Annotated in this window: 27 protein-coding genes; 18 read left to right on the top strand and 9 right to left on the bottom strand. The window is 65.7% G+C overall.

All coding sequences use genetic code 11. The features are described 5' to 3' along the window. Positions 1-78 precede the first annotated feature (78 nt). Positions 79-1,278 (top strand): nitric oxide-sensing protein NosP, encoded by a 1,200-nt coding sequence (gene nosP, locus HNO53_RS16600; RefSeq protein ID WP_209473700.1) that lies wholly within the window; start codon positions 79-81, stop codon positions 1,276-1,278. Next, a complete protein-coding gene (locus HNO53_RS16595; RefSeq protein ID WP_209473699.1) occupies positions 1,265-3,835 on the top strand; it encodes a hybrid sensor histidine kinase/response regulator in 2,571 nt (856 codons plus the stop codon). Before nosP ends, HNO53_RS16595 begins: the two co-directional genes overlap by 14 nt. Here HNO53_RS16595 and HNO53_RS16590 read toward each other — a convergent pair. Beyond that, positions 3,795-4,475, bottom strand: a complete 681-nt coding sequence (locus tag HNO53_RS16590) for a response regulator (protein ID WP_209473698.1) — start codon at positions 4,473-4,475, stop codon at positions 3,795-3,797. The genes HNO53_RS16595 and HNO53_RS16590 overlap by 41 nt on opposite strands. 52 nt (positions 4,476-4,527) lie before the next feature. Then, positions 4,528-5,124, bottom strand: coding sequence for a rhodanese-like domain-containing protein (locus HNO53_RS16585; RefSeq protein ID WP_209473697.1), 597 nt, complete (start codon positions 5,122-5,124; stop codon positions 4,528-4,530). 137 nt (positions 5,125-5,261) lie between these two features. Between HNO53_RS16585 and HNO53_RS16580 the strand changes: the two genes are divergently transcribed. From HNO53_RS16580 to HNO53_RS16540, 9 genes are all read left to right on the top strand, one after another. Continuing rightward, positions 5,262-6,287: an ABC transporter substrate-binding protein gene (locus HNO53_RS16580; RefSeq protein WP_209473696.1), complete on the top strand. Its 1,026-nt coding sequence runs from the start codon at positions 5,262-5,264 to the stop codon at positions 6,285-6,287. Then, entirely contained in the window at positions 6,284-7,048 is a 765-nt protein-coding gene (locus tag HNO53_RS16575) for an ABC transporter permease (protein ID WP_209473695.1), read from the top strand. The genes HNO53_RS16580 and HNO53_RS16575 overlap by 4 nt, the downstream gene beginning before the upstream one ends. Continuing rightward, on the top strand, positions 7,041-7,709 hold the full coding sequence (locus HNO53_RS16570; protein ID WP_209473694.1) for an ABC transporter ATP-binding protein: 669 nt from the start codon (positions 7,041-7,043) through the stop codon (positions 7,707-7,709). The genes HNO53_RS16575 and HNO53_RS16570 overlap by 8 nt, the downstream gene beginning before the upstream one ends. 255 nt (positions 7,710-7,964) lie before the next feature. Next, entirely contained in the window at positions 7,965-8,039 is a 75-nt protein-coding gene (gene pqqA / locus HNO53_RS21680; protein WP_114477445.1) for a pyrroloquinoline quinone precursor peptide PqqA, read from the top strand. Between the two features lie 96 nt (positions 8,040-8,135). Beyond that, the gene (gene pqqD, locus HNO53_RS16560; RefSeq protein WP_209473693.1) at positions 8,136-8,435 is read left to right on the top strand and encodes a pyrroloquinoline quinone biosynthesis peptide chaperone PqqD; all 300 of its coding nucleotides are present in this window, start codon (positions 8,136-8,138) and stop codon (positions 8,433-8,435) included. After that, positions 8,398-9,540 carry a pyrroloquinoline quinone biosynthesis protein PqqE gene (gene pqqE / locus HNO53_RS16555; RefSeq protein ID WP_209473692.1) on the top strand — a complete coding sequence of 381 codons (1,143 nt, stop codon included), beginning with the start codon at positions 8,398-8,400 and terminating at the stop codon, positions 9,538-9,540. Before pqqD ends, pqqE begins: the two co-directional genes overlap by 38 nt. Before the next feature lie 103 nt (positions 9,541-9,643). Continuing rightward, on the top strand, positions 9,644-10,147 hold the full coding sequence (locus HNO53_RS16550; RefSeq protein WP_209473691.1) for a urate hydroxylase PuuD: 504 nt from the start codon (positions 9,644-9,646) through the stop codon (positions 10,145-10,147). A gap of 10 nt (positions 10,148-10,157) precedes the next feature. After that, positions 10,158-11,267, top strand: a complete 1,110-nt coding sequence (serC, locus tag HNO53_RS16545) for a 3-phosphoserine/phosphohydroxythreonine transaminase (protein WP_209473690.1) — start codon at positions 10,158-10,160, stop codon at positions 11,265-11,267. Between the two features lie 5 nt (positions 11,268-11,272). Beyond that, positions 11,273-12,220 (top strand): beta/alpha barrel domain-containing protein, encoded by a 948-nt coding sequence (locus HNO53_RS16540; RefSeq protein ID WP_209473689.1) that lies wholly within the window; start codon positions 11,273-11,275, stop codon positions 12,218-12,220. Here the strand turns inward: HNO53_RS16540 and HNO53_RS16535 are convergent. The 4 genes from HNO53_RS16535 to HNO53_RS16520 form a co-directional block, all read right to left on the bottom strand. Continuing rightward, positions 12,217-13,014, bottom strand: coding sequence for an ABC transporter permease (locus HNO53_RS16535; RefSeq protein WP_209473688.1), 798 nt, complete (start codon positions 13,012-13,014; stop codon positions 12,217-12,219). The two genes, HNO53_RS16540 and HNO53_RS16535, sit on opposite strands and share 4 nt — an antisense overlap. Then, a complete protein-coding gene (locus HNO53_RS16530; protein ID WP_242597453.1) occupies positions 13,014-13,790 on the bottom strand; it encodes an ABC transporter ATP-binding protein in 777 nt (258 codons plus the stop codon). The genes HNO53_RS16535 and HNO53_RS16530 overlap by 1 nt, the downstream gene beginning before the upstream one ends. Next, positions 13,787-14,755 carry a YVTN family beta-propeller repeat protein gene (locus tag HNO53_RS16525; protein WP_209473687.1) on the bottom strand — a complete coding sequence of 323 codons (969 nt, stop codon included), beginning with the start codon at positions 14,753-14,755 and terminating at the stop codon, positions 13,787-13,789. Before HNO53_RS16525 ends, HNO53_RS16530 begins: the two co-directional genes overlap by 4 nt. A 75-nt stretch (positions 14,756-14,830) precedes the next feature. Next, positions 14,831-16,000, bottom strand: coding sequence for an ABC transporter substrate-binding protein (locus HNO53_RS16520; RefSeq protein ID WP_209473686.1), 1,170 nt, complete (start codon positions 15,998-16,000; stop codon positions 14,831-14,833). Between the two features lie 267 nt (positions 16,001-16,267). On the opposite strand from HNO53_RS16520, the gene pedF reads away from it, so the two are divergent. The 7 genes from pedF to adhP all read left to right on the top strand — a co-directional run bounded on the left by pedF (position 16,268) and on the right by adhP (position 24,344). After that, positions 16,268-16,705 (top strand): cytochrome c-550 PedF, encoded by a 438-nt coding sequence (gene pedF / locus HNO53_RS16515; protein WP_209473685.1) that lies wholly within the window; start codon positions 16,268-16,270, stop codon positions 16,703-16,705. Positions 16,706-16,748: 43 nt separating this feature from the next. After that, positions 16,749-17,675 (top strand): substrate-binding periplasmic protein, encoded by a 927-nt coding sequence (locus HNO53_RS16510; protein ID WP_242597452.1) that lies wholly within the window; start codon positions 16,749-16,751, stop codon positions 17,673-17,675. A 1-nt stretch (position 17,676) separates the two neighbouring features. Continuing rightward, positions 17,677-18,447, top strand: coding sequence for a quinoprotein dehydrogenase-associated SoxYZ-like carrier (locus tag HNO53_RS16505; RefSeq protein WP_209473684.1), 771 nt, complete (start codon positions 17,677-17,679; stop codon positions 18,445-18,447). Further along, positions 18,444-19,388: a quinoprotein relay system zinc metallohydrolase 1 gene (locus tag HNO53_RS16500; RefSeq protein WP_420827842.1), complete on the top strand. Its 945-nt coding sequence runs from the start codon at positions 18,444-18,446 to the stop codon at positions 19,386-19,388. The genes HNO53_RS16505 and HNO53_RS16500 overlap by 4 nt, the downstream gene beginning before the upstream one ends. A gap of 205 nt (positions 19,389-19,593) precedes the next feature. After that, entirely contained in the window at positions 19,594-21,363 is a 1,770-nt protein-coding gene (locus HNO53_RS16495; RefSeq protein WP_209473683.1) for a PQQ-dependent methanol/ethanol family dehydrogenase, read from the top strand. A gap of 268 nt (positions 21,364-21,631) precedes the next feature. Beyond that, a complete protein-coding gene (gene exaC / locus HNO53_RS16490) occupies positions 21,632-23,152 on the top strand; it encodes an acetaldehyde dehydrogenase ExaC (protein ID WP_209473682.1) in 1,521 nt (506 codons plus the stop codon). 163 nt (positions 23,153-23,315) lie between these two features. After that, entirely contained in the window at positions 23,316-24,344 is a 1,029-nt protein-coding gene (gene adhP, locus HNO53_RS16485; RefSeq protein WP_209473681.1) for an alcohol dehydrogenase AdhP, read from the top strand. Between the two features lie 74 nt (positions 24,345-24,418). Here the strand turns inward: adhP and HNO53_RS16480 are convergent, their stop codons facing one another. The 3 genes from HNO53_RS16480 to HNO53_RS16470 are packed head-to-tail and all read right to left on the bottom strand — an operon-like array spanning position 24,419 to position 26,698. Further along, positions 24,419-25,666 carry a MerC family mercury resistance protein gene (locus HNO53_RS16480; RefSeq protein ID WP_209473680.1) on the bottom strand — a complete coding sequence of 416 codons (1,248 nt, stop codon included), beginning with the start codon at positions 25,664-25,666 and terminating at the stop codon, positions 24,419-24,421. A 19-nt stretch (positions 25,667-25,685) separates the two neighbouring features. Beyond that, on the bottom strand, positions 25,686-25,943 hold the full coding sequence (locus HNO53_RS16475; RefSeq protein ID WP_209473679.1) for an anti-sigma factor family protein: 258 nt from the start codon (positions 25,941-25,943) through the stop codon (positions 25,686-25,688). Then, positions 25,943-26,698 carry a sigma-70 family RNA polymerase sigma factor gene (locus tag HNO53_RS16470; protein ID WP_209473678.1) on the bottom strand — a complete coding sequence of 252 codons (756 nt, stop codon included), beginning with the start codon at positions 26,696-26,698 and terminating at the stop codon, positions 25,943-25,945. Before HNO53_RS16470 ends, HNO53_RS16475 begins: the two co-directional genes overlap by 1 nt. Between the last annotated feature and the right edge of the window lie 86 nt (positions 26,699-26,784).

Below are 26,784 nucleotides of genomic sequence, written 5' to 3'. Positions count from 1 at the left end.
CAAGGACGCCACCCAAGTGGCATATCCCCGCGCCCGGGCGCTTCCTATACTTGAGGGGCCATACACTGCGAGCGCCCCATGGACATCGAACTTCCCACGCCCTACGTTACCGCGAACCCGGATCGCCACGAGGCGGTACTGGTTGCCCACAGCGGCTCTCGCGACCCCGACATGGCCGCCCAGGACCTGGCGAGCCGGCTGCTGCATCCTTGTCTCGGCGGCGTGCTGTTCTTCTGCTCGGCGGAGTACGACCTCGAGGCGCTCGGCCAGGCCATGGAGCAGCATTTCGGCGGCGTGACCCTGTGCGGTTGCACCACCGCCGGCGAGATCACCGATGCCGGCTACGGTCGTGGCGGCATTACCGCCATCGGCTTCGATCAGCGCGATTTCGCCCTCGACCATGCGCTGCTCGACGACCTGGACCAGGTCTCGCTGCTCGCCGCGCAGCAGCTCACCGACGGTCTCCTCGAACGCTGTCGGCAGGCGGGCATCGCTCCGATCAAGGGGCATACCTTCGCCCTGACCCTGCTCGATGGACTCTCGGCCAGTGAGGAGCGCGTGCTGGCGACGCTCAATGCGGCGCTCGGCAGCATCCCGCACTTCGGCGGCAGCGCCGGCGACGACAACCGCCTTTCCGGTACCCATGTCTACGGCAACGGACGCTTTCGCACCGGTGCTGCCGTGGTGATCATGATCAACACCACACTCGATTTCGAGGTCTTCACCACCCATCACCTGCGCCCGCTCGACGACAAGCTGGTGGTCACCGCGGCGGACCGCGAGCATCGCCGGGTCATCGAGCTCAATGCCGAACCGGCCGCGGAAGAGTACGCGCGCCTGGTGGGGTGCCGGGTCGACGAGCTCGATGAGGAGACCTTCGCCCGCCATCCGCTGGCGGTGCGTCTGCACGACCATGCCTACGTACGCTCGATCCAGCGGGTCAACGAGGATCTCAGCCTGAGCTTCTACTGCGCCGTGGAGAACGGCATCGTGCTGACGGCCATGCGTGCCGCGCCCATACTCGACGACCTTCGCGCGGCGCTGGATGAGATCCGCGAGCGCTTGGGGCCGCCGCGCCTGGTGATCGGCTGCGACTGTTTCCTGCGACGCCTGGAGATCGAGGCCGACGGCATCAGCGACGCCGCTTCGGCGCTGCTGCGCGACTATCGCGTGGTGGGATTCAACACCTACGGAGAGCAGTGCAATGGCATGCACCTCAACCAGACCTTCACCGGCGTCGTCATCGGCCAGCTGCGCCGGAGCAATGGATCCCGCTGAGCGCGAGCAGGCGCTGGAACGCGAGATCGCCAAGCTCAAGCGCATCAATGCGGCACTGATCGAGCGCGTCGAAGCCAGCAACCTGCCGCGCAGCGCGCCCTACGCCGCCTTCGAGCATGCCGTGCTGCTCGCCGAGCAGGTACGCGAGCGCACCCAGGCGCTCAACCAGACCACCCACGAGCTGCGCGCCAGCAACCGCCTGCTGGCCGAGGCGCGCGAGCGGGCGGAAGCCGCCGGTCAGTACCTGGCCGATGCCATCGAGAGCATCACCGACGCCTTCGTGCTGTTCGATGCCGACCAGCGCATTCTGCGCTACAACAGCCGCTTCGCCGAGTTCTGGCGTCCGGCGGGGATCCGCATCCGCCAGGGCATGCAGCTCGAGGACCTGCGCCGTCTGGCGCTGAGCTCGGGACTGGTGATCAGCGAGCAGCTCGGCCATCGCGACCGACGCACGATCTACCGCCTGCACAACGATCGCTGGGTGCAAGTTCACCAGCGGCCCACCCGTGGCGGCGGCCGGGTGTTCCTCTACGTCGACATTACCGAACTCAAGCGTCACGAGCACGCCCAGCGCGAGCATGCCCTGGCGCAGAAGACCCGACTGCTGCAGGCCACCATGGATAGCCTGTCGCAGGGCGTAGCGGTGGTTGCCGAGAGTGGCTTACTCGAGATGTGCAACCAGCGCTTCCGTGAACTGACCGGCCTGCTGGCGCTAGAGGTGCCGCACGACCTGGAGGCGCTGTGTCACCGCAGCGAACTGATCGATGCCGGCGATGCTCGCGGTGTGACGCAGGCCTGCGAACGGCATCTCGGCGACGGTCGCGTGGTGGAGGTGCGCGGGCATGCCATGCCCGGCGGCGGTCAGGTGCTGACCTTTACCGACGTCACCGAACGCATTCGCCATGCCGAGACGCTGCGCGAGCGGGAGCACTGGATTCGCACCATCACCGACGAGCTGCCGGCGATGATCGCTTACCTCGATCGCGACCTGCGCTACGTCTTCACCAATCGCGTCTACGAGGAGTGGTACGGCTGGCCGCGCGACCTGTTGCTGGGCGGCGAGCTCGACGCCCTGCACAGTGCCGAGCACTGCGCCAAGCTGCGCCCTTACCTGACCCGCGCGCTGGCCGGCGAGAGCGTCTCCTTCGAGTTCCCTGAGGTCAGCGGCAGCGGCGAGCGACGGGTGCTGCTGCGCGCCTATGTTCCCCATTTCGACGGCGACGGCGAGGTGATCGGGCTATTCGTGCTGATTCGCGACATCACCGAGCGCCGACGCACCGCCGAGGCCCTGCATCAGGCCTACCAGAACCTGGAGCAGCGCGTGCGCGAGCGCACCGGCGAGCTGACGCAGGTCAACGGCCAGCTACGCGAGGAGATAGCAGAACGCGCGGCGATCGAGCAGCGCCTGCGCGAGGCCAAGGCGGAGGCAGAAGCGGCCAACCTCTCCAAGACCAAGTTCCTCGCTGCGGTCAGCCATGATCTGCTGCAGCCGCTCAATGCCGCCCGGCTGTTCATCGGCGCGCTGGGCGAGCAGGACGTAGCGCCCGAGCATCACGAGCTGATCGAGCAGGCGGGGCGTTCGCTCAAGGACGTCGAGAGCCTGCTCGGCACCCTGGTGGACATCTCCAAGCTCGACGCGGGGGTGGTAACACCCGACCCGGACGCCTTCGCGGTGGCGGAGCTGCTCGACGGGCTGGCCCGCGAATATCGTCAGGTGGCCGCCAGCGAGGGGCTCGCGTTCCACTACGTACCGAGCCGCGCCGTGGTGCGCAGCGACATCCAGCTGCTCACGCGGGTGCTGCGCAACTTTCTGTCCAATGCCATTCGCTATACCGGTGAGGGGCGCATTCTGCTCGGCTGCCGACGCCGCGCGACGGGACTCGAGATCGTCGTGGGCGATACCGGCCTGGGCATCGAGAAGGAGGAACTGGGAGCGATCTTTCAGGAATTCCGTCGCTCCCACGCTGCCGGGCGGCGACAGGATCGCGGCCTGGGGCTGGGACTGGCAATCGCCGACAAGATCTCGCGCATGCTCGAACATCCGCTGGGGGTGGCGTCGGTCGCCGGTCGCGGTTCGTGCTTCAGCGTGCTGCTGCCCTATGCGGAGCTGGCGCCACGCCGCCGGCCGACCGAATTGGCGACGACGGTCGCCGACGAGGCGGTGCTGGAGGGCAAGCGCATCTGGGTGGTCGATAACGACGCCGACATCTGCGAGGCGATGCGCGTGCTGCTGTCGCGCTGGGGTTGCGAGGTGTGCGTGGCCGACAGCGAGGCCGCCCTGGCGGCTCAGGTGGTGCCGGGCGAGACGCCGGCCGACGTGCTGATCGTCGACTACCACCTCGACGACGGCGACACCGGCCTGGCGCTGGCCGAGCGCATCAATGCCCGGCGCCGCGAGCCGCTGCCGGTCATGGCGATTACCGCCAACCACAGCCACGAACTCAAGCAGCGCATGCGTGAACTCGGCTATGCCCTGCTGCACAAGCCGGTCAAGCCGCTCAAGCTGCGTGTGGCGCTCAGTCGTCTAGTCGCGGAGCACGCTTGTGATAGACACTGAAGTCGATGTCGCTGGCCGAGAGAATGGCCTGGACCCGGTTGTGCACGCCGAGCTTGCGCAGGATCGCCGAAACATGTGCCTTGACGGTGGTCTCGGCGATCTCCAGGTGGTAGGCGATCATCTTGTTGGACTCGCCTCGGGTCATGTGCTCGAGCACCTGCAGCTGCTTGCGCGTCAGCGTTTCCAGCTGGCGTGAGGTCACCGTCGGTTCGCCGCGGGCGGGACGCGATGAGCCGCCGCTGGCGCGGATGATGTCCGAGGGCAGGTAGATGTTGCCCTCCAGGATCTGGGCGATGGCCTGGGTCATCTGCTCGCGCGGCGACGACTTGGTGATGAAGCCGACCGCGCCGTAGGTGACCGCCTGCAGGATCACCTGCTTCTCCTGTTCCGCCGAGATGATCACCACCGGAATGGTCGGAGCCTCGTTGCGCAGCTGGATCAGCCCGGAGAGGCCGTGCACGCCCGGCATGTTGAGGTCGAGCAGGATCAGGTCGATGTCCTCCTGCTCTTGTGCCAGCACCAGCGTTGATTCGAGGTCCTCGGTTTCGAGTACCTCGGCGTCCTCGAAGCCGTCGCGGATCACGCGGCAGATGGCTTCGCGAAAGAGAGGATGATCGTCGGCGATCAGCAGCTTGTACATGGGCAGGCCCCGAGAGTTGTCGTTGTCATGGTAAACAGGCGCCAGGGGCGCGTCACGGTCCGTCATGCCCGGCAAGGGCGGATACCGGCGCCGCGGGCTCGGCCGCCTCCAGCGGCTGCCCCGCGGCTTCCCAGCCGTCCACGCCGTGCGGATACCAGCCGACATGGTCGAAGCCATGTGCCAGCGCGCGGCGTGCAGCGTTCCACGACAGCCAGCAATCGCTGCGACAGAGGAACACCAGCATACGCTGCCCGTCGTCGCGGGTGAGCCGGGTCAGATGGTGCAGGAAATATTGCTGCCATGCCGGCGACAATTCGCCGAGGCCGGTGTTGGGTAGCCAGATGGCGCCCGGCAGCGAGGCGTGGGGCTGGCTGGCGACGAAGCGATCTCCCCGCCAGGGCAGGTTGTAGACATCGATCAGCAGTGGTGGGGCTGGGCTCGCCAGGGCCTGGGCCAGGGACGCGGTATCGAGTATCTCGGCGCCTTCGAGATGCGACGGAGTGGGGCTCCGGTAGCGGTCGACGCGATAGCCATCGGCATTGAACAGAGGCTCGCCAACGTCGTTCTGGTCGTCGTCCGCCAGGCTCGTGCTGCAGACGGCGAAGGCGCCGGCCAGCATCGTCAGCGCGAGGAGGATCCTGAATGCCATGGATGCACCTCGACGTATTGTTATGTTGCTCTCATTGAACGACAGGTATTGCGCGCCAGGGAATGCCACCATTGTCTCAACGTGGCAGGTACCAAGGTACTATTCTGGGGTCGCCATGCCCTTCGTATCGTGGCGGCATGACGATACGTACTCATGCCTTGTGGCCGCACGCGCTGCGCCATGCCCTCTGTCGAATCGTGCTCGCGATCGGGCTCGGTCTCGGCCCGTGGCTGCTCGGCAGCCCGCCCGCGAACGCCGAGCCACTGCCGACGCTGCGGCTCAGCGTGCTGCAGTCGGGCACCGCCCACTGGGAGCTCGAGCACATGCAGCGTCAGGGCCTGGACCGGCAGGCCGGCTTCGAGCTCGAGGTGCGCCTGGTGCCGCATCTGCCGGCTTCGCGCATTGCGCTTGCCAGTGGCGAGGTGGCGGGAGCCGTTGCCGACCTGCTCTGGGTCCAGGCGCGTTTCGAGCAGGGCGAGCCATATCTCTTCCTGCCGTTCTCCTCGCAGATCGGGGCCATTCTGGTGGCGCCGGATTCGGCCATCGACTCGCTGGAGGGGCTGCGTGGAAAGCGCATCGGCGTGGCCGGCGGGCCCGACAGCAAGGGCTGGATCCTGCTGCGCCGGGTGGCGGCCGAGCGCGGCCTCGAGCTGGAGCGGGAGGCCGAAGTGCAGTACGCGGCGCCGCCGCTGCTCAGCGAAGCGCTGCGTCGAGGGCGCATCGATGCGCTGGTGACCTACTGGCACTTCGCCGCGCGGCTCGAGGCCTCAGGCGAGGCTCGCCGGCTGATGCCGATGGCGGGCCTGCTCGATGCCCTGGCGCTCGAGCGCGACCTGCCGGTGCTGGGCTATGTGTTCCAGGAAAGCTGGGTTCGCGCTAACCGGGCGCTGCTGGACCGCTTCGCCGCAGCCCTGACCGAGACCAAGCGCTCGCTGGCGGAGAGCGAGTCCCATTGGGACGAGCTGCGTCCGCTGATGCGCGTAGAGAGCGATGCCGAGTTCGAGGCGTTTCGCCGCGGCTTTCTCGACGGCGTGCCCGCACCGCTCGACGAGCGGCGTATCGCCGATCTCCAGGCGCTGCTGCAACTGGCCGGGGCCGACGCGCAGCGGCTGCTGCCGTCCCGACTCTTCTACCGTCATGCTGCGCGAACGGAGACGCCGTGAGCGTCCGCGCGCTGGCCGGCTGGGTCGGTCTGCCGACGCTGCTGCTCGCCTGGTGGCTGGTCGCCGGGCTGCTGGACAGCGCTCTGCTGCCCACACCCGGAGCCGTGTTCGATACCCTGTGGCAGGCGCAGCGAACAGGTGAGCTCTGGCATCACCTGGGCGTGACGTTGCGGCGAGTGGTCATCAGCTTCTTCCTGGCGATGGCCCTGGGCACACTGCTCGGGGTCTGGATGGGACGCAGCCGGCTCGCCGACGACCTGCTCGACCCGCTGCTCGTGGCGCTGCTCAACTTGCCGGCCCTGGTCACCATCATCCTGCTCTACGTATGGTTCGGCCTGATCGAGGCCGCGGCAGTGCTGGCGGTGGTGATCAACAAGGTGCCCAACGTGGCGGTCATGGTACGCGAGGGGGCGCGCAGCCTCGACGTGCGCCTCGAGCAGATGGCGGATATCTACCGTTTCGGCCGTGGCAGGCGCCTGGTACACGTGTGGCTGCCGCAACTGGCCCCCTACCTGATGGCGGCGGCCCGCAGCGGCCTGGCGCTGGTGTGGAAGATCGTGCTGGTGGTGGAGTTGCTCGGCCGCTCCGACGGGGTCGGGTTCCAGTTGCACATGGCCTTCCAGGTCTTCGATGTGGCCACCATCCTGGCCTACAGTCTGGCGTTCATTGCCGTAGTGCAACTGGTCGAACAGGTGGTACTGCGCCCACTGGAGCGTCGCTCCTCGCGCTGGCGAAGAGTCGGGGAGCCGCACCATGCTTGAGCTGGACGTCGCCTATCACGGCACGCCACGGGCGATCCTAGGCCGCCTCTCCCTACGAGTCACCGCGGGCGAGCGCATCTGCCTGCTGGGCCCCTCGGGCAGCGGCAAGACCACGCTGCTCAATCTGATCGCCGGCTTGGGCGTGCCATCCGCAGGAAACGGCGTGAGGCGCGACGCGACGCTGCGGGTCGGTTACCTGTTCCAGGAGCACCGGCTGCTGCCGTGGCGCACGCTGCGCCAGAACCTGATGCTGGTCGGTGCCGCGCCGGATGACGTCGACTCGCTGCTGGACCGGGTCGACCTGGCCGGTCACGGCGACTACCTGCCGGATCAACTCTCGCTGGGCATGGCGCGCCGGGCGGCGCTGGCACGCTGTCTGGCCGTCGAACCCGACCTGCTACTGCTCGACGAACCCTTCGCGTCGCTCGACACGCGCCGCGCCCAGTCGCTGCGCGATTGTCTCGCGGCGCTGCTGGAGCAGCGACCGCAGATGGCGATGATCTGCGTGACGCATGATGCTCAGGATGCGGCGCGCCTGGCCAACAGGGTCTGGTATCTAGATGGCAGCCCGGCGCAGTTGCGCTGGGACGAGAGGCTCGAACATGCCGACGATCGGGCCGCGGTAGTGCTGACATTGTCACGGCTGGCCGAAGCCATCTGACGTCGGTATCGGCCCCGAAAGGTGCGCCATTTCCCGTGCAAAATCACTGCGACGAAAGTGCCCGGGACAGACAATCTTGAGCATCGTCAATCTCGTCTCGAAGTGCCGTGATTTTCAAAAAAATTATGGAAAATCAGTACGAAAGGAGTATCCGGTCGCGGCCAAAGTGCCATTTCGACAGCCTGACGACCCGCCTAGCCTCGGTAAGGCAACACTGTCGTTGCAGTCAACGAACCGCATCACGGGAGGTGCGCCATGCAATGGGTTGATCCGGCATTCTGCGACTTGCGTCTGGGCTTTGAAGTGACGGCCTACGTCTACGTTCGCTGATCGAGACCGGGCGGGAATGGCAGGCGCCACTCCCGCTTTCCGAGACGAAGCGGGCACGCCGCAAGATCAAACAAAGCAAAGGGCGGGGGGGAGACGATGACTGACCAAACGAACATCGACATGGCGGCCTGCTATTCGATCCACCCGACGTTCCTCTTTCGCTGGGAAGCGTCCCAGGATGCTCACGTCCTGCTGTATCCCGAAGGCATCGTCAAGCTGAACGAGACCGGCGGCCGTATCCTCGCGCATTGCGACGGCGATACCACCGTGACGGCGATGATCGATGCGCTCGCCACATGCTATGACGCCAAGCGCGATGCCGTTGCCGAGGGCGTCGTCAAGTTTCTGGAGGTGGCCCATGCCAAGGGTTGGATCCGTGCCGAGCCTCGACGGTGAGGGCAAGCCCATCTGGGTCTTGCTGGAACTCACCTATCGATGCCCGCTCAAGTGCGTTTTCTGCAGCAATCCGGTGGATTTCGAGCGCTACGGCGAGGAGGAGCTGAGCACCGCCGAGTGGAAGCGGGTGATGCGTGAGGCCCGTGACCTGGGGGCGATGCAGATCGGCTTCTCGGGCGGCGAGCCCACGCTGCGCAAGGACCTCGAGACGTTGGTGGCCGAGGCCAACGAACTGGGCTACTACACCAACCTGATTACCTCGGGGATCGGCCTGACCTCACGCCGCCTGGCGGCGCTCAAGGAGGCGGGGCTCAAGCATATCCAATTGGGCTTTCAGTCCAGCGACCGGCAGACGGCGAACTGGCTCGCCGGGGTGGACAGCTTCGATCGCAAGCTGGCCATGGCGCGCGAGATAAAGGCCCACGGCTTTCCCATGGTGCTCAACGTACCGATCACCCGCCACAACATCGCGCAGATTCCCGAGATCATCGAGCTGGCCAGCTCGTTGGGCATGGAATACCTGGAGCTGGCCAATGTTCAGTACTACAACTGGGCCCTGCTCAACCGTGACGAATTGCTGCCCACCCGCGAGGAACTGGCCTGGGCCGAAGCCGAGGTCGCCAAGGCGCGCCGGCGGCTGGGGGACACGATGACCATCTTCTTCGTCATTCCCGACTACTACGAAGGCCGCCCCAAGGCGTGCATGAACGGCTGGGGCTCGATCCACCTGACCATTGCGCCGGATGGCGCGGCGCTGCCCTGCTCCCAGGCGCGCACCCTCGAGACGCTGGATTTCCCCACCGTGCGCGAGCACAGCCTCGAATGGCTGTGGCGGGAGTCGCCCACCTTCCGCAAGTACCGGGGCGCCGAGTGGATGAAGGAGCCCTGCCGCAGCTGTGACGAGCGCGAGCACGACTTCGGCGGCTGCCGCTGCCAGGCGCTGCTGCTCACCGGCGACGCCGCCAACGCCGACCCTGCCTGCAGCAGGTCACCGCATCACCACGTGATTCAGGAGGCCGTCGAACGGGCCCAGGCCGCAAAGGCAGGGTCGGGGACGCTGATCGCTCGCCAGGGCGGGTTGGCATCCGGGGGCTGTGGCGCATGAGGCTGCCCCACGATTCGCTGGCCGGCACGCTGTCCGCCGGCATCACGCTGACAGCCGCGCTGTATCTGCTGCTGCGCACGATGGTCTAGTCCAGGAGCCCGTCATGCTCGCTTCGATTCTTGACTTTATACTGCGCTGGCTGCACCTGCTGTTCGCCCTCGTCTGGATCGGACACAACTACGCCAACGTGGTAAAGCAGCCGACCTTCAGGCCGCTCGGTATGGAGCACGACGAGCCATCACGCAGCGCCGACCTGGAAGCGCGGATGCAGCGCGAGCACGGTACCTTCCGCTATGCCTCGATCGTGGTCTGGGCCACTGGGATGGGCATGCTGTGGTATCGCGGCTGGCTGCCAGACGCGCTGCTGCTGCAGGGGCCGCTGGCGGTGATCGGCATGGGCGCCTGGATCGGCACGCTGATGCTGCTCAACCTGTGGCTGGTGCTTTGGCCGCACCAGAAGAAGGTACTTGGCTTCGTGCCCGCGCCGATGGAAGAACGGGTGCGCTGTTCGCGCATCACTTTCCTGTCGTCGCGGACCAACACCATTCTGTCGATGCCGCTGCTGTTCCTGATGCTGGCCAGTGGGCATGGCCTGCAGTTCTTCTAGGCGCGCCGCGATGCACGCCTCATCGGTCTACAATTTCGCTGCGGGCCCCGGCGTGATGCCGCGGGAGGTGCTGCTCGAGGCCCAGCGGGAGCTGCTCGACTGCCGCCGCAGCGGCATGTCGATACTCGAGATGCCGTTCACGGGAGCTGAGTTTCAGAATATCGCTGACCAGGCACGGCGCGACCTGCGTGAGCTGCTCGAGCTACCCCCGCACTACCATGTGCTGTTCCTGCCCGGCGGGGCGTCGACCCAGTTCTCGCTGTTGCCGATGAACCTGCTCCCGCCGGACGGCCGCGCGGACTACGTCGATACGGGCCACTGGTCGCGCAAGGCGATCGCCGAGGCCCGGCGCTACGTGTCGGTCAACGTGGCCGCCAGCGGCGCCCAGCACGGCTATAGCCGGCTGCCGTGCCGCCGGTACTGGCAGCTCGACCCCCAGGCAGGGTATTGCCACATCACCAGCAACGAGACCGCCGATGGACTGGCCTACCACCGCCTGCCCGACACGCGGGGCGTGCCGCTGGTGGCCGACATGACCTCCGACTTCCTCTCCCGCCCACTTGATGTCGAGCGCTTCGGTGTGATCTATGCCGGCGCTCAGAAGAACGTCGGGCCGGCGGGGCTGACCCTCGTCATCATCCGCGACGATCTGCTGCAAACGGCATGGCCGGCGTGTCCCGCCGCGCTCAGCTATCGCGTCCAAATCGACAGCGACAACCGCTTCAATACGCCGCCGATCCAGGCGATCTACCTGGCCGGGCTGGTCTTTCGCTGGCTGCGCTCGCAAGGTGGGCTGAAGGCGATGGCCGCACGCAATCGGCGCAAGAGCGAGGCGCTTTATAGCTACATCGATGCCAGCGACTTCTACGCCTGCGACCGGCAGGTGGCCGATCGCTCACGCATGAACGTCTGCTTCCACCTTGCCGTGCCGACACTGACCGCTGAGTTCGTCGAGCAGGCGCGCTGCCAGGGCCTGCTCAACCTGCAGGGCCACCCCGCCGTGGGCGGTCTGCGCGCCAGCCTCTACAACGCCATGTCCGAAGCGGGTGTCGATGCGCTGATCGCCTTCATGGAGACCTTCGCCGCACGCCATGGACGTGCGCGAAGGCGCTGCGGTTAGCCGCCTTGCCTCGTGATCGTGACCTGCCCCGGTGGCTGATGGCCGCGCTGATGCGGCAAGCGCCGCGCCTGGGCCGCGGCATCGCTCAGGCGCGTGTGCATTGGGCCGCTCGCCTGGGCAGCCCGCCCGTGCGAGCGGGCCGGCCCGCTGGCGGCGATGGCGATCCGCCGGCGCCGGTAAAGGCCATGGGCTTGGCGTTTCCCAATCCGTTGGGTATCGCCGCCGGCTTCGACCGCCGGGGGCGGCTGGGACGCCGGGCGGCGGCGCTGGGCTTCGGCTGTATCGAGATCGGCTCGTGGTCGCCGCATGCGGGAGCCGCTTTGTGCCATCCCCCGTCGGCGGGTGACGCCGTCCTGGGCATCAACGTCGCCCTGGGGCCACGCACGTCGACGACTCACGCGCTCGACGACCTGCTGGCCGGCCTGCGCGAGGCATGGCGTCACGCCGACTATGTCGCCGTCAATCTCGGCAGTCCCCAGGCCGCGGCATTGCTGTGCCCCTCCCGACTGGGCGAGCTGCAGCGGCTGCTGGGTTCGCTGAAAGGGGAGCAGCGGCGGCTGGCGGACTGCAGCGGCAACTGGGTACCGCTGGCGATAAAGCTACGCATGGAGCGTGAAGCGACGGCACCGCCGCCCATCGTGAAACACCTGGAAGCGCTGGGCTTCGAGGGGCTGATCCTGGCATGCGATGCCGGGCCGCCGGCGACGCTGCAGCGCTATGCCGACTGGCGCCTGCCGGAGCGACAGCGCCAAGCGTGCCATCAGGTGGCCCAGGCCGCTATGCTGCTGGACGGCCGGTTGCCGCTGATCTCGGTGGGCGGTATCGCCACGGCCGAGCACGTCACGGCGCGTCTGGATGCCGGCGCTATGCTGGTACAACTGCACGATGCGCTGGTCTACGAGGGGCCATGGGTCGCTCGTGCTCTGGGCAATGCCGCCCCAGGGCGCGCTTAACCCGGACGTGCCAGGCCCTGACCGCGCTGCAGGTTGAAGGTGAATACCGCGACGCTGGCGAACAGCACCGTTAGCCCCAGGCACCACAGCAGCGGCTCGAGCGCCAGCCTACCGTATAGGGCGAAGCGCACCAGCTCCACGCCATGGGTGAAGGGGTTGTTGGCGCACAGCCAATAGAGCCAAGGGCCTGCCTCCTGCATCTTCCATAGCGGATAGAGCGCCGAGGAGAGAAAGAACAGCGGGAAGATCACGAAGTTCATCACCCCGGCGAAGTTCTCCAGCTGGCGCACGGCGTTGGCCAGTACCAGGCCCAGGCTGCCGAGCATCATCGCCACCAGCAGCAGCGCCGGCATCGCCGTGGCCAGGCCGATCAGCGGCGGGCGGATGCCGTAGCCCCAGGCAATGGCGAGGAAGGCGTAGACCTGGACCAGCGACACCAGCGAGATCGCCAGCACCTTGCACAGCAGCAGGAAGGGTCGCGACAGCGGGCTCATCAAGAGCACCTTCATGCTGCCCATCTCGCGGTCGTAGACCATCGACAGCGAGCCCTGCATGCCATTGAACAGCAGGATCATGCAGCACAGCCCCGGGGTGATGTAGACCTCATAGACGATATAGGTGCCGTAGGGCTCCATGATCGAGATGCCCAATACGGCGCGGAAGCCGGCGGCGAACACCACCAGCCACAGCAGGGGACGCACCAGAGCGCTGAAGAAGCGGGTGCGCTGCTGGACGAAGCGGCGCCACTCGCGGCCGCCGACGCCGAGGAAGCAGTGCCAATAGGCGGCAAGCATCAGCAGCGCTCCTCTGCGGGGATGTCCTGCAGGGTCGTCAGGCGACGGAAGGCGTCCTGCAGGGTGCTGCTTTCGGTGCGTCGGCACAGCGCGTCGGCGCGGCCGGAGGCCACCACGCTGCCGGCGCACAGCATCACCACGTTGTCATCGGGGGCGATCTCGTCGAGCAGGTGGGTCGTCCACAGCACCGTCATGCCGCGCTCGCGGCACAGTGCGCGCACATGCTCGTTGAGCGCCTGACGGCTGGCGGTGTCCAGTCCGACGCTGGCTTCGTCGAGCACCAGCAGCGCAGGCTCGTGGAGCAGGGCCCGGGCGATTTCGAGCCGGCGTCGGTGACCGCCGTTGAGCTGGCGCACCCGCTCGCCGTCGCGCGCCTCGAGCCCCTGGCGCGCCAGTTCGCGGTCGCAGCGCTGGCGTGCCAGGCGCCGCCCCAGTCCATGTAGCGAGGCGTGATAGAGCAGGTTCTGGCGTACGCTGAGGTCGAGATCCAGCGTCGATTGCTGAAACACCACGCCCAACTGACGCCGTACCCGACGCGGCTCGCGATTCAGCGAATGGCCGTCGATGCGAATCTCGCCGGCCTGACCGCGCAGCAGGCCGGTCATCAGCCCGATCAGCGTACTCTTGCCGGCCCCGTTGGGTCCGAGCAGGGCGTGAAAGCCACCGCGGGCCAGGGCAAAGCTCACCCCGGCGAGGGCGCAGCGGGCTCCGTAGCGGTGCTCGACCTCGTCGATCTCGAGCATCGGCGCATGAGGGGCCTGAATAGACGTGTTCATGGCGTGACGACCACGCCCCAGGGGTAGCGGCCAACCTCGATGGAGCGCGTCACGGCCAGCTGCTCGACATCGATCACCGAGACGTCGCCGCTGATGCCGTTGGTGGTGAAGAGCAGGCTCTCGTCCTCGTTGAAGGCGAGCTGCCAGACGCGACGCCCCACCAGCAGATAGTCGAGTACCTCAAGGGTCTGAGCATCGACCACCGCGACGTGGTTGGCAGGGCCAAGCGCGACGAAGGCGTAGCGGCCATCGGAGGTGAGCGCGACGCCCACCGGCTGCACCTTGTCCTGGTTGACGCCACGAATGGCGAAGTCGAGCGTGGCGATCTCTTCCAGCGCTTCCACGTCGATCACATGGACCGTGCCGCCGATCTCGGCCGAGGCCCAGGCCACCTTGCCGTCGTCACTGAATTCCACGTGTCGGGGGCGCTGGCCGACCACCATGTTCTTCTTGATCGTGAAGTCCTCGGTGTCGATCCAGTGCAGCATGCTGGTGGTCTCGCTGGTATTCACCGCCCAGCGACCGTCGGGGCTGACCGCCATGCCCTCCGGCTCGATGCCGACATCGATCTGGGCCAGCACCTCCTTTGTCGGCACGTCGACCACGGTGACGATGGCATCGTCCTCGTTGGCGATGAACAGCCAGCGGTCGTTGGGGTGCAGCGCAAACTGCTCGGGATCCTCACCCGAGGGCAGGGTGTCGATGATCTCGTGGGTTTCGAGATCGAGGATCTGCACGGTGTCGTCGTCGCTGGCACAGATATACAGCTTGGTATTGTCCTTGGAGAGCAGGATGCCGCGAGGACGCTTGCCGACCGGGATCGTCTCGACCACCTCGAGCGATTCGGTGTCGATCACCGAGATGCTGTTGTCCTTCTCGTTGGAGACGTAAGCCAGTCCGGCCAGGGCGGGGGAGGCGAGGACGAGCAGCGTCGAGGCCAGGGCGGTGCGAAGCAGAGTATTCATCGTCGGTTTCCTTGTTGTTCATTGTGGCTAGCGTCTACCGTCGTCCGGACCAGATTCGGGGCAGGCACGCCGCTCTCAAGGGTGGATGCGACAGTCGCTTTCGGCAGAGTCGTAGCCCAGGGAGTCGAGATCGGTGACCGGGTGCAGGAAACCTTCGATGGGAGCGGTAATCACCAGGCCCTGCGGATGGACCAGCGGAATCGGCTGACGCAGCTGGCCGTTCCATGGGCGATAGCCAAGGCGGCGACCCTTGAAGGCGGCCAACTGGAAATCCTCGGAGAGGATGGCGTCGCGGAGCGCCCCGTGCTCGGCCACGCCGAGTTCGGTGACCGCCGTGCCCACCGAGCGCACACCCGCCCAGGCGGCATAGTCGTCACCGTTCATGTCGCGCCCGGCCAGTTCGCGAAAGCGGTTCTGCAGCTGGGCGGCACCCCAGCTCTCCACCACCCGGTGCCAGGCCACCGGCATCATGCCCTGTGTGCCCACCACGGGGCGTGGCAGCCAGGTGTTGAAGGGAACGTACTCGCCGAAATCGCCGCGTGTATCGGCGACGACCACCACGTCGTAGTCGCTCGCCTGGGTGAACAGCGGCAGCTCGCGCGATGCCGTGCGCCGTAGGTCGGCGTCGAAGGTCCAGGTCTTGTCGGCGACGAGTTCGACGCCGAAGCGTGCCGCCGAACGGCGAAAGGCATCCGCCCAGGCGCGGTCGTCATCGGTCGGCCCGGAAATGAGAAATGCCTGCTGCCAGCGCCGCAGGTTGAGCCACTGGGCGAGGGCGTCGGTGAGCATGGCGAAGCTCGGTTGGGTGTGCAGCACGTTGGTGCGGCAATCGCCGGTACGCAGGGTGTCCTCCTTGGCACCGGCGTTGAAGAGCAGCGCCCGCTCGGCGGCCGTGTCGGCCATGGCAAGCAGCGTCTCGGCAGGTACCCGCAGCACGAACAGCTCGATTCCCGCCTCGAGCATCCGCTCGAAGGCGGCGTGCGCCTGCTCCTCGCTCTCGGCCATGTGCGACTCCAGGACGTAGTGCTGGTCGAGAAAGCGCCCGCTGGCATTGTTGTCGTCGATGGCGAGCTCGGCGCCGCGCAGGCCGGCATCCTCGGGCTCGGGGGTTACGTTGGACAGCACGGGGCCCGCGTCCGGAACCCAATGCACATAGCCGATGCGTACATCCAGGGCCGTGGCCGCACCGGGCAGGGCCAGCCAGCAGATGAGGGCAAAGGCGAGTCGCTTGGCGTGGTTGGACATGGGCCGCTCCCCGGTGGAATTCCATGCCCCTGACCTTAGGCAAGCCGGGCAGGGGGAAGAATATTTCCATGGTCGCAATGAGGCGGTACCAAAGCACTATGCCCTAGGTCTCAGAGGGGGATGGCTACTACCAAGGAAGTGGTTTTCGCGGACGAAAGTGCCATTCCTCGGGTCGAGGCGGCTTCCTAGACTTGGATCAGACTCGCCAAGCTCGCAGCGAAAAGGCGACCGCAAGCGTTCAACAATTCCAAGCCGGAGGCGACCGAAATGAAAGCCACTAGCCTGCTCAGAAACCGCATTACTCGAACCGGCATTGCGCTCGGGTTCTACAGCCTGTCGGTCGTCGCCATGGGGCACGGCGACGTGACACCGCAGGAGGTCGATACCGGCAGCTTGCCTGAACTGGGGGCGGAGCCGCTGAGCGAGAACCCCTTCCGGCCCGGCAACGAGCATGGCGAATTTCACGACGAAGCGGTCAGGGTCGGGGAGAGCGGCTATGCCGGCAATTGTGCCGTCTGCCACGGCATCCAGGCAATGTCTGGCGGGTTGACGCCCGATCTGCGTGAACTCGAGGAGTGGGACGATGAGTACTTCATCGGGCGCGTGCGTAACGGTACCGACAAGGGGATGCCTTCGTTCAAGAACAATCTCGATCAGAACGCCATCTGGGCGATCAAGACCTACGTAGAATCGGTCAAGGAATAGGCGCTAGGAAGGGGCGTGTATTCTCGTCAATGAGGGGGGCGCCATGAACGCGATTTACTGGTGTTTCACGCTGCTGATGGTATTGAGTTCGCTCGCCCAGGCGAGCGATGCTGTCCTCGATCGCCCGCCGGAGCGGACCTACGATATTGTCGTCGAGTCGGGCTACCTCAATGTCGGGCTCTATCGCGACTTTCCCCCTTACTCCTACCTCGAGAACGGCGAACCTGCAGGCGTCGATGTGGCGATCGGCCAACGTATCGCCGAAGAATTGGGTGTAGAGTTCCGCGTGCACTGGATCACTCCGGACGAGACCCTGGAAGACGATCTGCGCAATAACGTCTGGAAGGGACATTACCTGGCGAAACGGCGTATCGCCGACGTCATGCTGCGGGTGCCCTACGACCGCCGCTTTGCCTACATGCGCGATTCCACAGGCGAGGTGATCAACGACCAGGTGGTGATGTTCGGCCCCTATCAGCAGGAGCACTGGCAGATCGCCCATGATGCCGAGGCCCTCGACGTGGTAAGGACGATGGCGGTATTCCAGTACCACCCCATCGGCGTGGAGATCGATACGCTGCCCGACACCTACCTCAGCTCAGCGTTCGGCGGTTCCCTGCGCGACAGCACGCAGCATTTCCGCAACGTTGAACGTGCCTTCGACGCTATGCTCGAGGGCCGCGTGCATGCCGTCATGGGTACTCGCGCCGAGATCGACCATCAGCTGGCGCGCCACGCCGATCGACCCTTCCGGTCGGCCACCAATGGCTTCCCTGGGCTGGTGAAGCAGAGCTGGGATGTCGGCATGGCGGTCAAGCATACCCATCGCGAGCTGGGGCATGTGATCGAGGCGATCGTCGACCGCATGGTGCGCGAGGGAGAGATCGCCGATATCTTCGCCCGTCACGGACTGCGCTACAGCGTGCCTGCTTACTACGACGGCATCCTGGGAATGGACGAGGAGACGTGACATGAGTCGTTGGTGGCTGCTGGTGTTGCTGTGGGCAGGCCTCCAGGCCCACGCTGGGGTGCCGGCCGACCCCTTTGGCTCTCCCATGTGGGAGTACAATCTCGAGCGCTACCTGGGTGCCGATGTCCAGGTGCGTCACGACGCACGCATCGATCTTCAGGTGCCCGCTTTCGCCGAGGACTCTGCGCAGGTTCCGCTCACGCTGGACCTGGCGAACTTTCCCCACCGGCCGCAGCGGATCATCGCCTGGGTAGATCTCAATCCGGTACCGCATTTGTTCACCTACGAGCCCGGTGTCACTCCGCTCCGGCTCATTGCGTTGAACTTCCGGGTCCAGCAGGCGACGACGGTGCGAGCCGCCGTGCAGGACGACGAGGGCATCTGGCACGTTGCCAGCGCCCAGGTGGATGCCGCGGGAGGCGGCTGTACGGCACCCAGCCTGACGGCAGCCAACCCCGACTGGGAGCGCAGCTTTGGCACGATCCGCGGCCGTGCTTTTTCGCGTGGCGATCATCTTCGCTACAAGACCAGCGTCATGCATCCCATGGATTCCGGCATGGTCGATAACATCCCGGCCTTCTTCATCGAGCAAGTGGAGCTGCGCGATGCGGGAGAAGACGAACTCCTCCTGCGACTGATGCTGTCCGAGTCCGCCGCCGAAAACCCGATGTTTGTCTTCGAGTTGCCGCATCCGCCGGCTGCCCCCCGGCTGTGGATGCGCGACAACCACGGCAACGTCTTCGAACGACGCCTCGTGGGGGAGACAGGATGATGCGACATCTCTTATCGCGGCTCATGGCTCCGATACTTGTTGGCCTGGCGTGTGCCACGGCACAGGCTGGGACGGACTATGCCCTGGAAGCCATGGAGATCGAGCCGGGCGTATGGGTCGTGGAGGGCAGCACGGAGAACTTCTCGCGCGAAAACGGGGGCAACATCGTCAATACCGCCTTTCTCGAGACCGGGGTCGGGGTAGTGGTCATCGACACGGGTCCCTCGAGACGCTACGGCGAAGCGCTAAAACGTCTGATCGAGGGTACTACGCATGAACCCATCACTCATGTCCTGCTGACTCACCACCATCCCGATCATGTCTTCGGCAACCAGGCCTTCGATCCCGATACCCTTTACATGCTCGATACGGCTAAAGAATTGCTGCGACGGGACGGTGAGGCGTTCGCCGACAACATGTATCGCCTCGTCGGTGACTGGATGCGCGGCACCGAGATCATCATGCCGGAAAAGACCCTGCACCCCGGCGAGTGGGAGGTGGGAAACCGTCGCCTGCATCTGCTCGAATTTACCGGCCATACTGGCTCCGACCTGGTGGTCTTCGATGAGGAGAGCAAGGTTCTTTTTGCCGCCGATCTCGTATTTCATGACCGAGCATTGACTACACCGCAGAGCCCCGGTCTGACAACCTGGATAGAGGATCTCGAGCGGCTGGAAGCGCTGCCTTTCCGCTGGCTGGTGCCAGGTCACGGCGCGCCCAGCATGGGCAATATGGCGCTGCAGCAGACGCGTGATTATCTCGCCTGGCTGGACGAAGCATTGACCCGTGCGGCGTCCGAGGGATGGAGTATGACGGAAGTCACTGCAATGGACATACCATCTCGGTTCGATGCGCTGGAAGGGAGTCGCTACGAGCTGACCAGAACAGTGATGCACCTTTATCCAGCTTACGAGAAGGCCGCTCTCACGCTCCTCGAATGAGTCACGACATGGTTCTCTAATGACGCGACAACCGCAGCATGGCTGCGGTTTTTTCGTAAGCGCAGGTCTTACTACCAAGGAACGAAGGAAGTCGTCCAAGAGGTTCATTGTTGATCGTTCAACGCCCGCCAAGAATGACGAAAGGGTTGGAAAGGCCTTACGGCCTTCGGCAAAAACGCATGACAAGAGAAGCGAGAATACAACCATGACATATCGCTCGATCAGCACACGATTTACCCTTGGCACCCTGGCCATGGCAGTCTCTCTCGGCGCCCAGGCGGTAACCGACCAGGACATCCTCAACGACCATACCACCGTCGACGACGTGGTGACCTATGGCATGGGCCTTCAAGGCCAGCGTTACAGCAGCCTCGACCAGCTCAATGCTGACAATGTCCAATCGCTGCAGCCGGTATGGGCATTCTCGTTCGGCAGCGAGAAGATGCGCGGTCAGGAGTCCCAGCCGATGATCAAGGATGGGGTCATGTACGTCACGGCCTCCTATTCGCGCGCCTATGCGATCGATGCCCATACCGGCGAGGAGATCTGGCAGTACGATGCGCGTCTGCCCGACGGCATCATGCCTTGCTGCGATGTGGTGAACCGCGGCGGTGCGCTGTACGACGACCTGTTCATCTTCGGCACTCTGGACGCCAAGCTCGTCGCCCTGAATAAGGACACCGGCAAGGTCGTATGGGTCAAGCAGGTCGCCGACTACCAGGAAGGCTACTCGATCACCGCGGCGCCGATCATCGTCAACGGCAAGCTGATCACCGGCGTGTCCGGTGGCGAGTTCGGCATCGTCGGCAAGGTCGAAGCCTACGACCCCCGAACCGGCGACCTGCTGTGGACGCGGCCCACCGTCGAAGGCCATATGGGCTACGTCTACCAGGACGGCGAAGCCGTCGAGAACGGTATCTCGGGGGGCGAGGCGGGGCTTACCTGGCCCGGGGACATGTGGGAGACCGGCGGGGCCGCCACCTGGTTGGGAGGCACCTATGACCCCGATACCGATACGCTGTTCTTCGGCACCGGCAACCCGGCGCCCTGGAACTCTCACCTGCGACCCGGCGACAACCTGTTCTCCTCGTCGCGCCTGGCGATCGATCCCAACGACGGCAGCATCAAGTGGCATTTCCAGACCACCCCCAACGATGGCTGGGATTACGATGGGGTCAACGAACTGATCTCGTTCGACTACGAGCAGAACGGCGAGCTGGTCAGGGCGGCAGCAACCGCTGACCGCAACGGCTTCTTCTATGTGCTCGATCGCACCGACGGCAGCTTCATCCGCGGCTTCCCCTTCGTCGACGAGATCACCTGGGCCGAGGGGCTCGACGAGAACGGTCGGCCGATCTATACCGAAGGCGGGCGTCCGGGCGATCCTGCCGCTACCGAGGAGGACAAGGGCGAGCCGGTGCTGGCGCGCCCGGCCTTCCTTGGTGGCAAGAACTGGATGCCGATGGCCTACAACCAGACTACCGGTCTGTTCTACGTGCCCTCCAACGAGTGGTCCATGGATATCTGGAACGAGCCGGTCTCCTACAAGCGGGGCGCGGCCTACCTTGGCGCCGGTTTCACCATCAAGCCGGCCAACGAGGAGTTCATCGGGGTACTGCGGGCGATCGATCCGAGCACCGGCGAGGAGGTCTGGCGCCACGAAAACCGCGCACCGCTGTGGGGCGGGGTGATGACGACCGCCGGCAACCTGGTCTTCACCGGCACGCCCGAGGGCTACCTGAAGGCGTTCGACGCCCGCACCGGCGAGGAGCTGTATCGCTTCAACACCGGCTCGGGCGTGGTCGGCACGCCGATTACCTGGGAGATGGACGGCGAGCAGTACGTCTCCGTTGCCTCGGGCTGGGGCGGGGCGGTGCCGCTGTGGGGCGGCGAAGTCGCCAAGGTGGTCAAGGACTTCAACCAGGGCGGCATGTTGTGGACCTTCAAACTGCCTAGCGAAAACGGCGCGCAGTGACGCATGAGCCTGCCGGGCTCCATGCGGGCCTGGCAGACTACGACCAAAGACCCTCTTCAACACCCCCAACGAAGGATAAGGCACACCCCCCAAGGTTATCTACACTGCGAACTGAGGTCGGTTACGCCAACGGGAACCACTGGCGCACCGGATCAGCAAAGCAGGGGGACACCAGGCAGGAAAGAGCATTCGGTGATCGCGCAGTTGTCAGCCAGCGCTGCCTTCTGCCACCACAGAGCAACGACAACGCAACCCAGGAGCATCCATCATGATCTATGCCAATCCCGGTCAGCCCGGTTCCGTCGTTTCCTTCGAATCGCGCTATGGCAACTACATCGGTGGGGAATTCGTACCGCCGGTAAAGGGGCAATACTTCGACAACGTCAGCCCGGTCAACGGCGAGGCGTTCTGCCAGATTCCCCGCTCCACCGCCGAGGACATCGAAAAGGCGCTGGACGCCGCCCACGCCGCCGCTCCCGCCTGGGGCAAGACCTCCGCCACCGAGCGCAGCAACCTCCTGCTCAAGATCGCCGACCGCATCGAGCAGAACCTCGAGATGCTGGCCGTGGCCGAGACCTGGGACAACGGCAAGGCGGTACGCGAGACGCTCAACGCCGATCTGCCCCTGGCCGTCGACCACTTCCGCTACTTCGCCGGCTGCATCCGCGCCCAGGAGGGCACAGCGGCAGACATCGACGCCAATACCGTCTCCTATCACTTCCACGAGCCGCTGGGCGTGGTGGGGCAGATCATCCCGTGGAACTTCCCGCTGCTGATGGCGGTATGGAAGCTGGCCCCGGCGCTGGCCGCCGGCAACTGCGTGGTGCTCAAGCCCGCCGAGCAGACCCCGGCCTCGGTGCTCGAGCTGATGAAGCTGATCGGCGACCTGTTGCCGCCGGGCGTGGTCAACGTGGTCAACGGCTACGGCGCTGAAGCGGGCCAGGCCCTGGCCACCAGCAAGCGCATCGCCAAGATCGCCTTCACCGGCTCCACCCCGGTGGGCGCGCACATCCTCAAGTGTGCAGCCGACAACATCATTCCCTCCACCGTGGAGCTGGGCGGCAAGTCGCCCAACATCTACTTCGCCGACATCATGGACGCCGAGCCGGCCTTCATCGAGAAGGCGGCGGAAGGGTTGGTACTGGCCTTCTTCAACCAGGGTGAGGTCTGCACCTGCCCATCACGGGCACTGATCCAGGAGAGTATCTACGACGCCTTCATGGCCAAGGTCATGGAGCGGGTGCAGAAGATCAAGCGCGGCAATCCGCTGGATACCGATGTCCAGGTCGGTGCCCAGGCCTCCCAGGAGCAGTTCGACAAGATCATGTCCTACATGGACATCGCTCGCGAGGAGGGCGCCGAGTTCCTCACCGGCGGCGACAAGGAGAGCTTCGACCCGGCCTACGACAAGGGCTACTACATCCAGCCGACGCTGCTCAAGGGCAACAACAAGATGCGCGTGTTCCAGGAGGAGATCTTCGGCCCGGTGGTGGCGGTGACCACCTTCAAGGACGAAGAAGAGGCGCTGGCCATCGCCAATGACACCGAGTTCGGCCTCGGCGCCGGCGTGTGGAGCCGCGACATCAACGTCGCCTTCCGCATGGGTCGCGGCATCCAGGCCGGCCGCGTGTGGACCAACTGCTACCATCAGTACCCGGCGCATGCCGCCTTCGGTGGCTACAAGAAGTCCGGCGTCGGTCGCGAAACCCACAAGGTCGCGCTCGAGCACTACCAGCAGACCAAGAACCTGCTGGTGAGCTACGACATCAACCCGCTCGGCTTCTTCTGAGCCAGCCTGTTCTGAACCACCCCTGCCGCCCGGCCCCTGTCGGGCGGCTTTCTGTCCCCTTTCTAGAGAGTGGCCAACCACTCCAAGCCCTGGCGATTACATTGATTCCGTCGGTCGGCAGCCTGCCGCCTGGCACGACAGGATAGATAAGGAGAGCAAGGCAATGGACAAGACGATGAAAGCCGCCGTGGTACGCAAGTTCGGCGAGCCGCTTGCCATCGAGGAGGTCGAGGTGCCGCGGCCCGGTCCCGGCGAGGTGCTGGTCAAGATTGCCGCTTCGGGGGTGTGCCATACCGACCTGCACGCCGCCCACGGTGACTGGCCGGTCAAGCCCAGCCCGCCTTTCATCCCCGGCCACGAGGGCGTGGGCCATGTGGCCGCCGTCGGTGCCGGCGTCAAACACGTCAAGGAAGGTGATCGTATTGGCGTGCCCTGGTTGCACTCCGCCTGTGGCCACTGCGAGCACTGCCTGGGAGGCTGGGAGACCCTGTGCGAATCGCAGCAGAACACCGGCTACTCAGTCAACGGCGGCTTCGCCGACTACACCCTGGCAGTGGCAGACTACGCCGGCCATCTGCCGGATAACGTCGGCTTCGTCGAGATCGCTCCGGTGCTGTGTGCGGGCGTTACCGTCTACAAGGGGCTCAAGGTCACCGATACCCGGCCCGGCCAGTGGGTGGTGATCTCGGGCATCGGTGGTCTCGGACATATGGCGGTGCAGTACGCCAAGGCCATGGGCCTCAACGTCGCCGCCGTCGATATCGACGATGCCAAGCTGGCGCTGGCCGAACGACTGGGGGCTAGCGTCACGGTCAATGCGGCCAAGACCGACCCGGTGGCCTATCTCAAGCAAGCCATTGGCGGTGCCCACGGCGTGCTGGTCACAGCAGTGTCGCCCAAGGCCTTCGAGCAGGCCCAGGGGATGGTGCGCCGTGGCGGCACCATTTCCCTCAACGGCCTGCCGCCCGGCGACTTCCCGCTGCCGATCTTCGAGACCGTGCTCAACGGTATCACCGTGCGTGGCTCCATCGTCGGTACCCGCCAGGACCTTCAGGAGTCGCTGGACTTCGCGGGTGAAGGCAAGGTCAAGGCCACGGTAAGCACCGACCGGCTGGAGAACATCAACGACGTCTTCCAGCGCATGATCGACGGCAAAATCGATGGCCGCGTGGTGCTGGACATGGCGAGCTAAAGGTTGCTCTCTCGTCGTCAGCAATGGCGACTTCAAGCGCGGCGATTGCCGCGCTTTTTTTGTCCGATCCCTGCTTAGGGCGGAGGTGAGGCGTCTGGGTTCATCGGTGTCAGGCCCAGCATCTTCGCTTCGTGTCGTCGACGCTCGCAGATATCCCAGGCCACGGCAGATGCCAGCAGCACGAAACCGCCTAGCTCCACCAGCATCGAATAGTCGACAAAGAGTGCATACAGAACGAGAAACGTGCCGGCCAGACCCACAAGCACGGGCCAGGGGCGGTGGTGCAGGCGCAGGCCGCTTGCCACCACCGCCAGGGTGAGTAATACGAAGGCAGCGATGGCGCCGGCCCATAGTCCTTCGTCGAGGGCCAGGTGAACGCCCAGCAGCGGCAACAGGGCGACCAGGGCCAGAGTGCCGTAGCAGCTCAGCAGGGCCAGCAGGTAGGCCAGCATGCCGAGCAGGCCGCGGCGATACCCCAGCCGCAGCCAGCGTCGCGGGTCGAGGCGCCGCCGCCAGCGCTGAAACCAGGCGGGCCTCACTGCCCCTCGCCGCATGGCGAGTTCGACCGAGTGGGCGCCGAAGCCGGCGGCGATCTCGCGGGTCTGGGCGCTGGGGCTCAGGGCGAAATAGTCGTGGCTGCCGACCACGCGTACCTCCTCGAAGCCGGCCTCTTCGAACAGCGCCACCAGCTCCTCCTTCACCGTCGCGCCCACCACGCACTCGACCCATAGGCGCGGATCCTCGTGGCAGTCGACCGATACTGGGCGATGGATCACCACGTCGGCCAGCTGCACGCGTCCATGAGGCTTGAGCACGCGAAACATCTCGACCACGGCACGGCGCTTGTCCGGTACCAGGTTGAGGGCGCCGTTGCTGGTGATACTGTCGATGCTGGCATCGGGTAGCGGCAGTTGCTCGGCGGAGCCCTGCACCACGGCTAGCCCCTCGATGTCGTGACGCTCGCTGGCCTGCTGGAGCCGGCGCGTCATAGCCGCGGTGAGGTCCAGCGCGATGACCCGCCCCTGAGGGCCGACCAGTTGACGTGCGATCAGCGCGTCGCCGCCCGCACCAGCGCCGATGTCGAGCACCCGGTCGCCGCGGCGGATGGCCGCGGCGCGGAAGGGGTAGCCGACTCCGGCAAAGGCATCGCGCACCTCGGCCGGCAGCTGAGCGAGCCGTTCCGGGGGATAGCCCAGGCGGCGGCTGGCATCTGCGCCGACGGGGAAGTGGAATGGCGAGGTGGGGGCATCCGCTACGGCAGTGTACATCTGCTGAACTGCAGCCAGGATCTGCGGGCGGGAATAGCCGAGTATGGCCACCATGAGGTGTTCTCCTCACGGGTCAGCGGGTGGTGTCGGACTCGTCGAAGCGATCGAGCAAAGTCCGTATGCGCTGGTGCAGCCGAGGCGGGGCCTTTGCCGTGCCGGTGGCCGCCACCCTGGCCCGTAGTCGTCGTTCGAATTCGGCGCGTGTGAAGCAGTCGCGGCAGCGGTGAAGGTGCCGTTCGACGTCGGCTGCCTCCTGAGGGTCGAGTTCCCGGTCGAGATAGTCGAAGAGGCGCTCGATGACTTCTTCGCAGCTCATGGCTCTCGGGCTCATCATTGCGCTCCTCCATCTCCCTGGCCGAGCGTTATGCCCGCCTCCTTGGCTTGCTCCCAGAGTCGCTTCTGCAGCTGCGAGCGCGCCCGGCTCAGTCGCGAGCGCACGGTGCCCAGGGGGATGCCGAGCAGGTTCGCCACTTCCTCATACGTATAGCCCTGCACCTCGACCAGCACAATCGCCACCCGGTAGGCATCGGGCAGGGCGTCCAGCGCGCGCTCCAGGTCTTCCTGCAGCAGGCCGTTGAAGAACTGCTCCTCGAGACTGCCCCACCACAGCAGGAAGGGCTGATGCAGCTGCTGAAACAGCGTGAAAGTGGCGCTGTCCAGCTCGGCGGGCTCGGCGGTATCGCTGCCGGCCGCCTGCGGGCGGCAGCGTCGCCGGCGCCATTCGCTGACGAAGGTATTGCTAAGGATATGGAACAGCCAGCCTTCGAAGTGCTGGGGGTCGCGCAGGTGGTCGAGCTGCGTCCAGGCCTTGGTCACTGCCTCGGCCACGACATCCTCGGCGTCGGCAGGGTTGCGGGTGAGCCGCAGTGCCGTGCCGTAGAGGCGGTCCATCAGCGGCGCCAGGCGCTGCTCGAACCACGCCCGCCGGCCGGCAGCTTCGTCGAAACGCATGGTGGCCCCCGTGGCGTCCCGGTGCGGGACGCGTGGCTGCGACCGTGTAGGAGCAAGGAGTACCCCTGCCAACAGCATGGCGAAACCTCCTTCGAGCTTGGTCCGTTCGCCCTCGCCGGGCAAGCGCTTGGGCATGGCAGGGACGCTTCGCCTTGCGTTTCGGTTCCCACTCGATCGTCTTGGTGTCTGCCGGGAACCCTTTTGCCGGGCGCCGCGTCCTG

It is taken from the genome of Billgrantia antri (assembly GCF_017868935.1).
Classification (GTDB): Bacteria; Pseudomonadota; Gammaproteobacteria; order Pseudomonadales; family Halomonadaceae; genus Halomonas; species Halomonas antri.
Note: the sequence above shows the minus strand (reverse complement) of the source record. Positions and strands in the feature narration are given on the sequence as shown.